The sequence below is a fragment of the Kitasatospora nipponensis genome (assembly GCF_039528135.1).
Taxonomy (GTDB): domain Bacteria; phylum Actinomycetota; class Actinomycetes; order Streptomycetales; family Streptomycetaceae; genus Kitasatospora; species Kitasatospora nipponensis.
Genome location: NZ_BAAALF010000043.1, coordinates 1 through 12,525, shown reverse-complemented (window position 1 = coordinate 12,525; position 12,525 = coordinate 1). Strand labels below are relative to the sequence as shown.

Annotated in this window: 12 protein-coding genes and 2 riboswitches; of the genes, 6 read left to right on the top strand and 6 right to left on the bottom strand. The window is 72.7% G+C overall.

The window, feature by feature from the left end; genetic code table 11:
• Positions 1-83: 83 nt before the first annotated feature.
• Positions 84-992: an enhanced serine sensitivity protein SseB C-terminal domain-containing protein gene (locus ABD323_RS14920; protein ID WP_425555993.1), complete on the bottom strand. Its 909-nt coding sequence runs from the start codon at positions 990-992 to the stop codon at positions 84-86.
• Positions 993-1,154: 162 nt separating this feature from the next.
• Positions 1,155-1,979, bottom strand: a complete 825-nt coding sequence (locus tag ABD323_RS14915) for an enhanced serine sensitivity protein SseB (RefSeq protein ID WP_344442026.1) — start codon at positions 1,977-1,979, stop codon at positions 1,155-1,157.
• Positions 1,980-2,184: 205 nt separating this feature from the next.
• Positions 2,185-2,284, top strand: a riboswitch (glycine riboswitch).
• Positions 2,285-2,415, top strand: a riboswitch (glycine riboswitch).
• 80 nt (positions 2,416-2,495) lie between these two features.
• Here ABD323_RS14915 and gcvT point away from each other — a divergent pair.
• The 6 genes from gcvT to ABD323_RS14885 all read left to right on the top strand — a co-directional run bounded on the left by gcvT (position 2,496) and on the right by ABD323_RS14885 (position 7,861).
• Positions 2,496-3,629, top strand: coding sequence for a glycine cleavage system aminomethyltransferase GcvT (gene gcvT / locus ABD323_RS14910; RefSeq protein ID WP_344442025.1), 1,134 nt, complete (start codon positions 2,496-2,498; stop codon positions 3,627-3,629).
• A 76-nt stretch (positions 3,630-3,705) separates the two neighbouring features.
• On the top strand, positions 3,706-4,083 hold the full coding sequence (gene gcvH, locus ABD323_RS14905) for a glycine cleavage system protein GcvH (protein WP_344442024.1): 378 nt from the start codon (positions 3,706-3,708) through the stop codon (positions 4,081-4,083).
• 157 nt (positions 4,084-4,240) lie between these two features.
• Positions 4,241-5,509: a serine hydroxymethyltransferase gene (locus ABD323_RS14900; protein ID WP_344442023.1), complete on the top strand. Its 1,269-nt coding sequence runs from the start codon at positions 4,241-4,243 to the stop codon at positions 5,507-5,509.
• 193 nt (positions 5,510-5,702) lie between these two features.
• On the top strand, positions 5,703-7,070 hold the full coding sequence (locus ABD323_RS14895) for an L-serine ammonia-lyase (RefSeq protein ID WP_344442022.1): 1,368 nt from the start codon (positions 5,703-5,705) through the stop codon (positions 7,068-7,070).
• A 61-nt stretch (positions 7,071-7,131) separates the two neighbouring features.
• A complete protein-coding gene (locus tag ABD323_RS14890) occupies positions 7,132-7,401 on the top strand; it encodes a type II toxin-antitoxin system Phd/YefM family antitoxin (RefSeq protein ID WP_344442021.1) in 270 nt (89 codons plus the stop codon).
• Positions 7,391-7,861 (top strand): type II toxin-antitoxin system VapC family toxin, encoded by a 471-nt coding sequence (locus ABD323_RS14885; protein ID WP_344442020.1) that lies wholly within the window; start codon positions 7,391-7,393, stop codon positions 7,859-7,861. The genes ABD323_RS14890 and ABD323_RS14885 overlap by 11 nt, the downstream gene beginning before the upstream one ends.
• A 76-nt stretch (positions 7,862-7,937) precedes the next feature.
• Here ABD323_RS14885 and ABD323_RS14880 read toward each other — a convergent pair whose 3' ends face one another.
• The 4 genes from ABD323_RS14880 to ABD323_RS14865 all read right to left on the bottom strand — a co-directional run.
• On the bottom strand, positions 7,938-8,480 hold the full coding sequence (locus ABD323_RS14880; protein WP_344442018.1) for an ATP-binding protein: 543 nt from the start codon (positions 8,478-8,480) through the stop codon (positions 7,938-7,940).
• A 94-nt stretch (positions 8,481-8,574) separates the two neighbouring features.
• Entirely contained in the window at positions 8,575-9,792 is a 1,218-nt protein-coding gene (locus ABD323_RS14875; protein ID WP_344442017.1) for a L,D-transpeptidase, read from the bottom strand.
• 368 nt (positions 9,793-10,160) lie between these two features.
• Positions 10,161-11,447, bottom strand: a complete 1,287-nt coding sequence (locus ABD323_RS14870) for a L,D-transpeptidase (protein WP_344442015.1) — start codon at positions 11,445-11,447, stop codon at positions 10,161-10,163.
• A gap of 157 nt (positions 11,448-11,604) precedes the next feature.
• A partial coding sequence (locus ABD323_RS14865) for a L,D-transpeptidase (protein WP_344442014.1) occupies positions 11,605-12,525 on the bottom strand: 921 nt, incomplete at its 5' end.

The window sequence follows — 12,525 nt, the reverse complement described above, 5'->3', positions numbered from 1 at the left end:
GCCCCCCGCCGGTGGCTCGAGACGCCAGGTCCCGGCGACGGGGGGTGAAGTGACGAAATGTCAGCAGGCGGGGAGGGCCGGGCTCAGTGCCCCGGACGGCCCGGCCACGGCTGTTGCGGCCAGGCGTGGCCGGTGCCGGGTGGTTGCTGTCCGTGACCGGTCGCCGGGTAGCCGTAGGACGGCTGCGGGTAGGGCGCGGCCGGGTAGGGCTGCGCGGGGTACGGCGCGGGGGTGGCCTCGCGGTGGAAGAACGGCCGGGCGTGCGCGTGCATCCACAGCGCCACCGGGTCGTACTCGTCGCTCATCGCCACGGTCGAGACCGCCAGCCCCGGCGGCGCCTGGGCGATGGCCCGCTGCATCAGCGCGCGCACCGCCTCCACGGCCGGCGGCGAGGTGTCGTACAGCTCCAGGCCGATCGCCAGGTACGCCTCGCCGACCACCGGCTGCACCCAGGCCCGGCGCAGCGCGCGCACCGGCCGGACCGAGGGCGCCTGCTGCTCCAGCAGCGCGTAGAACTGGTCGGCGCGCACCTGCGGCTCGCTCAGCCGCAGCGGACCGGCCGGCAGCCGGTCCAGGCCCGCCGCGACCCGGCGCAGGTCGGCCCAGGGCACGCCGACCCCGCCACCGGGCGCGTGCGGGTTGAGCCACAGGCCCCAGCGGGTGCGGTAGAGCGCGGCGGCGATCTCACGCCCGGAGATGACCTCGTGCGCCCGCGCCCAGCCGCTGGCCGCGAGCTGTTCGGGTGAGGTGGCGGCCGGCGCGTAGCCCAGGCCGCCGATGTCCATGTTCCCGTACTGCGCGTCCGGGCTGCCCGGCGTGCCGTGCCACAGCAGCATCCAGACCCGCCCCTCGGCCAGCGCGGCCAAGGCCTGCTCGTAGGCGTCCCAGCGTTCCGGGGCGACCTCGCGCAGGGCACGCTCGAGGACACCCGGGTCCGCGCCGGGGGCCTGGCCCCACGGCCCCGGTCCCGCGCCTGCCGCTCCCGTCGTCACGCCGCGCCCTCTCCAGTCGTCCCAGCCGCCCGGGTCGTCCCGGTCGTCGCCTCGCCCCCGGCCCACCGTGGGGCCGCATCCGAACTCGGCAGCACCCTACGGGGCCCGGCCGACAGCCGTCATGCCGACGTGCCGCCCGCGGGCCGCGGGGTCCTCCTCAGCTCACCGGTAGCGCTCGTAGAACGGTCGGACCCGGTGCAGCATCCAGTCCACCACCGGGTCGGCCGCCAGGTCCAGCAGCACGATGTGCACGCCGCCCGGCAGGAGGACCGCGCCCAGCGCCCGGCCGAGCGCCGCGTTGGCCTCCACCGGATCGGCCGGCGCCGCCGGATCCAGCTGGACGCCCACGAACAGCACGGTGGGTTCGCCCTCGACCGACGCCAGCGCGCGGCGGGCCGTCAGCACGCCGGGCAGCGCGGCCAGCTCCGCGCGGACCGCCGCCAGGAACGCCACCGGCTCCTCGGCCGGCTCCGGCTCGCGCAGCGCGACCCGGGCGCCCTGCGGCACCGCGGCCCCCTGCAGCACGCCGTCCACCGCCCCCCAGCGGTCCGCCTGCGGACCGCGGCGCAGCTCGCCGACCCCCTCGGGCGGCACCGGGATCCCCACCGGCGCCTGCGGGTTGACCGCGATGCCGATGCCCAGCGGCAGGCCGCGGGCGAACTCCCAGACCGGCGCCACCGCGCAGGACAGCCCCGGGGCGTGCTGCAGGAACTGCTCCTCGGAGGAGAAGACCGGCACGTAGGGCACGCCCGCCAGCTCGATGGTCGGCAGGTCCAGCGCCTGTCCCTGCGGATCGGCGCCGGCCGGCAGCGGGATCCACACCTGGCTGCGGGCCAGCACCTCGATCACCCGCGCGGTGGCGGCGGGCTCGCCCAGCGCGGCGGTCAGCACCTGCTCCAGCTCGTTCGCGGGCCAACCGCCGCCGGCGGGCGCCCGGCCCGGCTCGGCCCACCCGGGCGCCGTGGCGCCGTACCCCGCAGTTCCCATCCGCCCCTGCCCGCTCGTGCGCCGCTCGACGGGCGCTCACGGCCCGCTCGGGTGCGGGCCGCCCACCCGAAGCGTACCGAGCCCGGGCCCGCGCGGACCGCCCCCTCTCCCGCCCCGCGGGCGGGCATGCCATGATGTCCGCGTCGTATGCGTGTCCGCCGTGCCGAACGGCTGTGCCGGGCCGTCCAACTTCATACTGGCCGCTCGAACCCGCGCGGGAGAGCCCGGAGTGCCCTTGGCACAGCCGGCGCCGAAGGAGCAAGTCCTCCCCGGAATCTCTCAGGCACCCCTACCGTGTGGGCGAGGCACATCTGGAAAGTGGAACACGGCCGTGCCGTGCGCCCACCCACGGTGCAAGCCGCGCCATCCTGTTCTCGGGACATCCCCGGATCGGGCGCGTGGTGAAGCTCTCAGGTTTGACGACAGATGGGGAGAACGCGCCCCCGCATGTCCGCACGCAGGCCCTGGCCCGCGCGCTGTCCCTGAGTGCCCACCGTCCTAGGAGTAACCGGCCCGATGTCCGACGCCACGGCAGCACCCCGCCTTACCGCGCTCGACGCCCGACACCGCTCGCTCGGCGCGACCATGACCGACTTCGCCGGCTGGGACATGCCGCTGCGCTACGGCAGCGAGCGCGAGGAGCACCTCGCCGTCCGCACGAAGGCCGGTCTCTTCGACCTCTCGCACATGGGCGAGATCACCGTCACCGGCCCGCAGGCCGGCGAGCTGCTCGACCACGCGCTGGTCGGCTTCATCTCCGCGCTCGGCGTGCTGCGCGCCCGCTACACGATGATCTGCCGTGAGGACGGCGGCATCCTGGACGACCTGATCGTCTACCGCACCGGCGAGCAGGAGTACATGGTCGTCGCCAACGCCTCCAACGCCCAGGTGGTGCTGGACGCGCTGACCGAGCGCGCGGCCGGCTTCGACGCCGTGGTGCGCGACGACCGGGACGCCTACGCGCTGCTCGCCGTCCAGGGCCCCGAGGCCAACGGCATCCTCTCCTCGCTCACCGAGGCCGACCTGCCGGCGCTCAAGTACTACGCCCTGCTGCCCACCACGGTGGCCGGCAAGGACGTCTGGCTGGCCCGCACCGGCTACACCGGCGAGGACGGCTTCGAGATCTTCTGCGCCCCCGCCGACGCCGACCACCTGTGGACCGCGCTGACCGAGGCCGGCACCCCGGTCGGCCTGGTGCCGGCCGGCCTGTCCTGCCGCGACACGCTGCGCCTGGAGGCCGGCATGCCGCTGTACGGGCACGAGCTGGACACCTCGCTGACCCCCTTCGACGCGGGCCTGGGCCGCGTGGTGCGCTTCGACAAGACCACCAACGGTGGCGAGTTCGTCGGGCGCAAGGCGCTCGAGGAGGCGGCCGCCAAGGCCGAGTCCAACCCGCCGCGGGTCCTGGTGGGCCTGGTCTCGCAGGGTCGCCGGGTGCCGCGCGCCGAGTACGCGGTGGTCTCCACCGACGGCACCGTGATCGGGCGCATCACCTCCGGCGCCCCCTCCCCCACCCTCGGCAAGCCGATCGCGATCGCGTACGTGGACGCCGCCCACGCGGCGGCCGGCGGCTCGGTCGCGGTGGACGTGCGCGGCACCCACGAGCCGGTCGAGGTCGTGGCTCTGCCGTTTTACAAGCGCGCCCGCTGAAGCTCGTCCCTACCTCCGCAGTCCGCCCGGCGGACCGTTTCGTCGTCCCCGCTTCCCATCCTGGAGAATGAGCACCATGAGCAACCCGCAGCACCTGCAGTTCAGCAAGGAGCACGAGTGGCTGACCGCCGCCGAGGAGGGTGTGTCGACCGTCGGCATCACCGAGCACGCGGCCACCGCCCTCGGTGACATCGTCTACGTGCAGCTGCCGGAGGTCGGGGACACCGTCACCGCCGGTGAGACCTGTGGTGAGCTCGAGTCCACCAAGTCGGTCAGCGACCTGTACTCGCCGGCCTCCGGCGAGGTCGTCGCGGTCAACCAGGACGTCGTGGACGAGCCCGGCCTGGTCAACTCGGCCGCGTTCGAGGGTGGCTGGCTCTTCAAGCTCAAGGTGACCGAGGTCCCCGACGACCTGCTGAGCGCCGACGAGTACAGCGCCTTCACCCACTCCTGACCCCTTCGACGGGCGGCCGCAGCGCGGCGGCCGCCCGTACCGGTCCGCACCAACCTGCCCGCCCGCCGCCCGCTGCCCGGCCCGATGCCCTGCGCACCCCAGCGCAACCCTCGTGACGGCACGCCGCGTGCGACAGCCCTGATGGGAAGACGCCACCATGACGGTTCTCAACCAGTCCCTGCACGCACTCGACCCGGAGATCGCCGCGGCGGTCGACGCCGAGCTGCACCGCCAGCAGAGCACCCTCGAAATGATCGCCTCCGAGAACTTCGCCCCGGTGGCGGTCATGGAGGCCCAGGGCTCGGTGCTGACCAACAAGTACGCCGAGGGCTACCCCGGTCGCCGCTACTACGGCGGCTGCGAGCACGTCGACGTGGTCGAGCAGATCGCCATCGACCGGATCAAGGCGCTCTTCGGCGCCGAGGCCGCCAACGTGCAGCCGCACTCGGGCGCGCAGGCCAACGCCGCCGCGATGTTCGCGCTGATCCAGCCCGGTGACACCATCCTGGGCCTGAGCCTGGCGCACGGCGGTCACCTGACCCACGGCATGAAGATCAACTTCTCCGGCAAGCTCTACAACGTGGCCGCGTACCACGTGGACGAGAAGACCGGCGTGGTCGACATGGAGGAGGTCGAGCGCCTCGCCAAGGAGCACCAGCCCAAGCTGATCATCGCCGGCTGGTCCGCCTACCCGCGCCAGCTCGACTTCGCCGCCTTCCGCCGGATCGCCGACGAGGTCGGCGCGCTGCTGATGGTCGACATGGCGCACTTCGCCGGCCTGGTGGCCGCGGGCCTGCACCCCTCCCCGGTGCCGTACGCGGACGTGGTCACCACCACCACCCACAAGACCCTGGGCGGTCCGCGCGGTGGCGTCATCCTCTCCAAGGCCGAGTGGGCCAAGAAGATCAACTCCGCGGTCTTCCCGGGCCAGCAGGGCGGTCCGCTGGAGCACGTGATCGCCGCCAAGGCGGTCTCCTTCAAGGTCGCCGCCTCGCCGGAGTTCAAGGAGCGCCAGGAGCGCACCCTGGAGGGCGCCAAGATCCTCGCCACCCGCCTGCTGCAGGACGACGCCACCGCCGCCGGCGTCTCGGTGCTGTCCGGCGGCACCGACGTGCACCTGGTCCTGGTCGACCTGCGCAACAGCGAGCTGGACGGCCAGCAGGCCGAGGACCGCCTGCACGAGGTCGGCATCACGGTCAACCGCAACGCCATCCCGAACGACCCGCGCCCGCCGATGGTCACCTCCGGCCTGCGGATCGGCACCCCGGCGCTGGCCACCCGCGGCTTCGTCGCCGAGGACTTCCGCGAGGTCGCCGACGTCATCGCCGAGGCGCTCAAGCCGGGCTTCGACGAGGACAAGGCCACCGCGCTCAAGGCCCGGGTGACCGCGCTCGCCGAGAAGTACCCGCTCTACCCGGAGCTCTAGCAGCACCCCGCGGCCGCGGCTCCGCCCGGAGCCGCGCCCGCACCCCGGCTGTGGTCGGCGTCACCCCCGCCGACCACAGCCGTCCCCCGGGGCACCGCGCACACTGGAACGTGAGCCGGTGCCCCGCACCGTGCCCTCGCGCGACCTCGCCTCCTACCCTTGGTCCACGAGACCAGACAAGGACGTCATCCCCGTGGCCCTCAGCGTCTTCGACCTCTTCTCCATCGGCATCGGCCCCTCCAGTTCGCACACGGTGGGCCCGATGCGCGCCGCCCGGATGTTCGCCCGCCGCCTGCGGTCGGAGGGGCTGCTCGAGCAGGTCGGCTCCGTCAAGGCCGAGCTCTTCGGCTCGCTGGGCGCCACCGGCCACGGCCACGGCACCCCCAAGGCCGTCCTGCTGGGCCTGGAGGGCAACTCCCCGCGCACCGTGGACGTCGCCAAGGCCGACCTCGACGTCGAGCGGATCAGGGAGGTCAAGCGGCTGAGCCTGCTGGGCACCCACCCGATCGCCTTCGACCCCGACCTGCAGCTGGTCCTGCACCGCCGCCGCTCGCTGCCCTACCACGCCAACGGCATGACGCTGGCCGCCCATGACGGCGCAGGAACGTTGCTGCTCGAGAAGACCTACTACTCGGTCGGCGGCGGCTTCGTGGTCGACGAGGACGCGATCGGCGCCGACCGCGTGGTGCCCGACGACACCGCGCTGCGCTACCCCTTCCGCACCGGCGAGGAGCTGCTGCGCCTGACCCGCGAGACCGGGCTGTCGATCTCCGGGCTGATGCTGGAGAACGAGAAGGCCTGGCGCACCGAGGCCGAGATCCGCACCGGACTGCTGGAGATCTGGGCGGTGATGAAGGAGTGCGTCAGCGCCGGCATGACCCGCGAGGGCATCCTGCCCGGCGGCCTGAAGGTCCGCCGCCGCGCCGCCTCCGGCGCCCGCGCCCTGCGCGCCGAGGGCATCGGCCCGGCCAACGCGATGGAGTGGGTCACCCTCTACGCGATGGCCGTCAACGAGGAGAACGCCAGCGGCCAGCGGGTGGTCACCGCCCCGACCAACGGCGCGGCCGGCATCATCCCGGCGGTGCTGCACTACTTCCAGAACTTCATCCCCGGCGCCGACGAGGACGGCATCGTCCGCTTCCTGCTCGCCGCCGGCGCGATCGGCATGCTCTTCAAGGAGAACGCCTCCATCTCCGGCGCCGAGGTCGGCTGCCAGGGCGAGGTCGGCTCGGCCTGCTCGATGGCCGCCGGCGGCCTCGCCGAGGTCCTCGGCGGCAGCCCCGAGCAGGTGGAGAACGCCGCCGAGATCGGCATCGAGCACAACCTCGGCCTGACCTGCGACCCGGTCGGCGGCCTGGTCCAGATCCCCTGCATCGAGCGCAACGGCATGGCCTCCGTCAAGGCCATCACCGCCGCCCGGATGGCCCTGCGCGGCGACGGCCGCCACCACGTCTCGCTCGACAAGGCGATCAAGACGATGAAGGAGACCGGCGCCGACATGAAGGTCAAGTACAAGGAGACCTCCCGCGGCGGCCTGGCGGTCAACGTCATCGAGTGCTGATCACCCCATCGAGGTGTGCCACCCCGTAGCACGGGGTGGCACACCTCGGTAGCCTGATGGCATGAGCGTGCAGCCGGAGATCACCCAGCGGGATCTGCGCAGCAGGTCGCGAGAGATCATGGATGCCGTCGAGGCCGGCCAGTCGTTCACGGTCACCCGTGACGGCCACCGGATCGGCGAGCTGACCCCGCTGAGGCGCCGCAGGCGCTTCGTTCCGCGCGCGGAGTTCGCCGCGATGTCGCGCAGCGCGCCCGACATCTCACTGGAGGGCTTCCGGGCCGACCAGGACGCCACGGCTGCCCAGGAGTCGGACGATCCCTATGCCCGTTGAGCACGAGCAGGGCCTGCTCGACACGAACATCATGATCCTGCGCCGCTGGGTGGACCCGGACGAGCTCCCGGCCGAGATGGCCATCAGCGCGATCACCCTGGCCGAACTGTCGGCCGGACCGCACGAGGTCCGGCGCAACGAGGAGCAGAGCGACTACGACGAGTACGCCGAACGGGCCCGTCGCCTCGACGTCCTCCAGCGCGCCGAGAACGAGTTCGACCCGATCCCCTTCGACGCGGAGGCCGCGCGCATCTACGGCCGGATCTGCGCCGCCGTGATCGGCGCGGGGCGGAAACCGCGAAGGCGCGTGGCCGACCTGATGATCGCCGCCATCGCCGTCGCCGAGGACCTCCCCCTGTTCACCACCAACCCCGACGACTTCAAGGGCCTGGACACGCTCCTGACCGTCGTACCGGTCACCCGCCCCTCGCCTGCGCACGAGCGCGTCCTCGGGAGTTGAGAACACCTCCGCCCACCGTCGAGGGCCCCGCACCGCCGCCGGAGCGGTGGTGCGGGGCCCTTGACGGTGGTGGGCGTCAGGTCAGGCGTTCGCGGACTCTGAGTTCGAACCAGACGCCCTTGCCGCGGGGCAGCAGGTCGGCGCCCCAGCGGTCGGCGAGGGTGTCCACGAGGAGCAGGCCGTTGCCGCAGCCGGCGCCGGGGTCGGCGACGATGAGGCAGGGCAGCGAGCGGGAGGAGTCGCGCACCTCGACGCGCAGCCAGCCGGGCCGGCGCAGCAGGCGCAGGCCGATGGTGCGCCCGCCGGTGTGCCGCACCGCGTTGGCGACCAGCTCGGCGGTGAGTAACTCGCCCACCTCCAGCAGCGGGTGCAGGCCCCAGCTCTGCAGGACCGTGAGCACCACGCGGCGGGCGACGGGCGCGGACGCGGCCCGCGAGGGCAGCCGCGCCTCCTCCTGCGAGGCGGGGTCGCTGAGGCGGGGCAGCACCATCCGCTCCAGCTCCCGGGGGGAGAGTCGTTCCAGGGCCGCCAGCATGGTCCGCCTGCCCTCCGAGGAGGGCTCGGCGGCCAGGCCCGCCCCGAGATGTGATGACTGATCGACTTCGCCCCATCCCGCCATGCGCCCATCATTGCGGCTTGCAAGCAGCCGCGTACGGACAATGACGAAACGATCACTATTCAGTTGGCATATGACGGATGCGGGCGGTTTTGCCCTACCACGTGCTCCACGCCATGTTCCAGCCGCTCAGGCCGTTGTCGGGAGTGACCTGGGCACCCTTGGAGTTGACGACCTTCACGACATCTCCCACCATCGAGGCGGCGTAGAACTTGCCGGCCGGGGTGTTCGGGCCGCCGTCGCCGTCGCTGTCCTCCAGGCCGACGCAGCCGTGGCTGACGTTCTCCGAGCCGAAGGTGCCGTGCGAGGACCAGTTGTTGCCGTGCACGTAGGTGCCCGAGTCGGTGAGCCGCATCGAGTGCGGCACCTGGAGGTCGTACTCGCCGGGCTTGAGGCCCGGGACCGAGGCGGAGGTCATCCGGGCGGTGCCCTCCTTGGCCTCGATGACCATCGTGCCGTTGTAGGTCGGGTGTTCGGCGGAGCCTGAGCTGATCGGGATGGTCTGGGTGCCCTGGCCGTCGGTCTGCACGGTCATGGTGTGCTTGGCGTCGTCCACCAGGCTGACCTGCGAGCGGCCGATGGTGAAGCTCTCGTCGCTGTCCACGTTGCCGTAGACGCCGGGCGAGACCTCGACGCTCTTCAGCCGGTAGTGGATGGTGATCTTGGTACCGGGCTTCCAGAAGTTCTCCGGACGCAGGTCGAGGCGGTTGTTGCCCATCCAGTGGCCCTTGACGGTGCTGCCGTCCGAGACGTCGAAGGTGATCCCCTTCTCCACCGCGGCCTGGTTCTTGACCGACTGGCCGAAGGTCACCGAGACGATCATGCCGACGCCGTACGTGCCGTCGGCGGTGATGTTGTCGCTGACGTTGGTGGTCTTGCCGGGGGTCAGCGTGCTGAAGCTGCTGGTGGCCGTGGTCGCCACCCCGGCGGCGTCGGTGGCCTGGGCGTTGACCTGGTACGAGGCACCGACCGACAGGGCGGCGGCCGGCAGCCAGCTCAGCCCGTCCGGCGCGATGCTCCCCTGGACCGCCGCGCCGCTCTTGTCGGTCACCGCGACCTGGGTCAGCTTGCCGCTGGTGACCGCCACCTTGAAGGCGCTCGGCGCGGCCCCCTGGGTGCCGTCCTTCGGCTCGATGTCCACCACCGCGGCCGAGGTCTTCGCGGACGGCGAGGCGGAGGGCGCGGTCGAGGCCGCCGCCGATCCCCCGCTGCCGCCCGGGGCCGCCTGCGCCGTACCGGTCGCCTTCGGCGTGCTGCCACTGCTGCACGCGGTGGTCAGCAGCATGGTGCCGCCCAGAGCCAGTGCCGCTGCCACGCGTATCGAGCGCATTTCCGTACTCCCCTTGGTCAAGTCCCGTACTCCCTACACGCCCGGACCGGGCGCCCGGTTGCGGGCGGTCCGGCCGGACGGCCGATCTGTTACACCTTGCGGACACACCGGTGGAACCGGTGCGGAGCGGATCGCAGCCGCTCCGGACCGCCTGCGCGCGCTTCCCCCGCCGCTCGGCCGCCCTCGTCGGGTTAGACGTGGTGGGCCCCCCTCCACGTTGCACCACCAAGCCTGCGGACCGGCCCGTACCAGCTGCCAAGACGCTGGGAGAACGCTGGGGGCCCCGCGCCGGGACGTGGTGACGTCCCGGCGCAGGGCCCCCGCGGGTGCGGCCGCGCGGCGGCCGCTGCGTGCTACCAGGTGCTCCACGGCATGGTCCAGCCGCTGAGTCCGTTGCTGCCGCTGACCGTCTTGCCGCGGGAGTTCTTGATGATCACCACGTCGCCGATCATCGAGCCGCTGAAGAACTTGCCGGCCACCGACGAGTCGTCGCCGCCCTTGGTGTTGGTGTCCTGCATGCTCACGCAGCCGTGGCTGGCGTTGGAGCTGCCGAAGGCGTTGCTCCAGTAGTTGCCGTGCACGTAGGTGCCGGAGTCGGTCAGCCGCATGGCGTGCGGCACGTCGGGGACGTCGTACTCGCTGCCGACCACGTTGGCCACCGTCGCGGAGTTCATCCGGGTGACCTTCTCCTTGCTGGAGATCACCATGGTGCCGTTCCAGGACGGGTTGTCGTCGTTGCCGGTGGTGATCGGGATGGTCTGCACGGCCTTGCCGTCGCGGGTGACCGTCATCTGGTCGCTCTTGGCGTCCGCGGTGGAGATCTGCGAGCGGCCGACGGTGAACGACTCGTCCCGGTCGGTGCTGCCGTAGACGCCGGGCGAGATCTCGACGCTCTTGAGCTTGTAGTGGATGACCACCTTGGTGCCCGGCTTCCAGTACTGCTCCGGGCGGAAGTCCAGCCGGCGGGCACTGAACCAGTGGCCCTTGACCTCGGTGTGGTCGGAGGCCTCGAAGGTGATGCCCTGGACGACGGCGTCCTTGTTCTTGACGTCCTTGTTGAAGTTCACCGAGACGATCATGCCGACGCCGTACGTGCTGCCGGTGGAGATGTTGTCGTTGGCGGAGGCCGTCTTGGCGGGGGTCAGCGTGGTGAAGCTGCTGTCCAGCGCGGACTGCAGGCCGGCGCCGTCGACCGCCTGGGCGCTCACCTTGTAGAGCATGCCGACCGCCAGCGTGCCGGACGGCGTCCAGGAGGCGCCGTCGGGGGATATCGCGCCCTGCACGGCGTTGCCGTCCTTGTCGGCCACCGCGACCTGGGTCAGCTTCCCGCCGGCCACCGAGACCTTGAGGCCGCCGCTGGGCTGCACGTCCTGGGAACCGTCCTTGGGCTCCACGCTGACCACGGCTGCCGAGAGCTTCGGCGAGGCCGGGGCCGAGGCGCTCGCGCCACCGCCACCCGAACCGCCCGCACCGGCCGCGCCGCCCGAGCCCTTGTCGCCGGCCGCCGAGGTGTCGTCCGGCCCGCAGGCGGTGGCCAGTACCAGCACACCGCCCAGCAACAGCGCGGTGGCGGCCCGGCGGACACCTGTCCGGGTCGTCCTGATCCCTCGCGCGGCTCTCGCCGCCTGTACCGGCTCCACTGGGCTCGTCCCCTCCCTCGTCCACGATCGCAGACCTCGCACCGGGTCTGCGCGAGCGTCAGGATAACGGGGCCGAATGAGTGAATCTTCGGCGGGAGGGGCGTGGTCGAGTCGTGAAGTGGGCACCCCCGGCCGGCGGCGATCCGCCGGCCGGCGTTCAGCGCGCCGGCAGCGCGCTGCCCGCCAGCCACTGGTCCCACGGCAGGTTCCAGCCGTTCAGGCCGTTCTCCGGCGGCACCGGATCGCCGCCGGCCCGGGAGCGGACCTCCACCACGTCGCCGAGCAGCGAGTGGCCGAAGAGCCAGCCGGCCGGGCTGTCGGGCGAGCCGCCCCTGGCGTCCGCGAGGCCGACGCAGCCGTGGCTGGTGTTCGCGCTGCCGAAGATCCCCGGGTCCGCCCAGTAGTTGCCGTGCAGGAAGGTGCCCGAGGCGGTCAGCCGCATCGCGTGCGGGACGTCCTTGATGTCGTACTCGTCGCCCATCCCGACCGTCTGCGAGTTCATCCGGGTCACCGCGGACTTCTCCGAGATCACCATGACCCCCTGGTACGTGCGGTGGTCGGCGTTGCCGGCCGAGACCGGCAGGGTGCGCACCACCCGGCCGTCCTGGCGGACGGTCAGCGTGTGCGCGTCCAGGTCCACCGTGGAGATCTGCGAGCGGCCGACGGTGAAGGTCAGCCGCCGGCTCGGCGTGCCGCCGGCCCCCGGCCCGCCCGGCACGTCCTGGAACGCCAGCAGCACGCTCACCCGGGTGCCCGGCCGCCAGTACCGCTGCGGGCGCAGGTCCAGGCGCTGGGCGCCGAACCAGTGCCCGGCCACCGGCACCGCCGGCTCGGTGCTGACGGTGACCGCCCGCTCGACCGCGGCCCGGTCGGTGATCGGCCGGCTGAAGCGCAGCGAGAGCGGCATGCCGACCCCCACCGTGCTGCCGTCGCGCGGGGCGACGACGGAGGCGGCGAAGGCGGCCGCGGGCGAGGTGGCGACGACCGCCCGGGACGCCGGCTCCGCGCCCGACCCGCCTTCCCCACCCGCCCCCGCCGCTGCGGGCAGCGCGTCGTGGCCGGGCGCACCGGCCGCCGG

Bases quoted from the DNA above. Each gene is read 5' to 3' on its own strand.
- ABD323_RS14915 (WP_344442026.1), bottom strand. From the start codon at position 1,979: ATGGGAACTGCGGGGTACGGCGCCACGGCGCCCGGGTGGGCCGAGCCG.
- gcvT (WP_344442025.1), top strand. From the start codon at position 2,496: ATGTCCGACGCCACGGCAGCACCCCGCCTTACCGCGCTCGACGCCCGA.
- gcvH (WP_344442024.1), top strand. From the start codon at position 3,706: ATGAGCAACCCGCAGCACCTGCAGTTCAGCAAGGAGCACGAGTGGCTG.
- ABD323_RS14900 (WP_344442023.1), top strand. From the start codon at position 4,241: ATGACGGTTCTCAACCAGTCCCTGCACGCACTCGACCCGGAGATCGCC.
- ABD323_RS14890 (WP_344442021.1), top strand. From the start codon at position 7,132: ATGAGCGTGCAGCCGGAGATCACCCAGCGGGATCTGCGCAGCAGGTCG.
- ABD323_RS14885 (WP_344442020.1), top strand. From the start codon at position 7,391: ATGCCCGTTGAGCACGAGCAGGGCCTGCTCGACACGAACATCATGATC.
- ABD323_RS14880 (WP_344442018.1), bottom strand. From the start codon at position 8,480: ATGGCGGGATGGGGCGAAGTCGATCAGTCATCACATCTCGGGGCGGGC.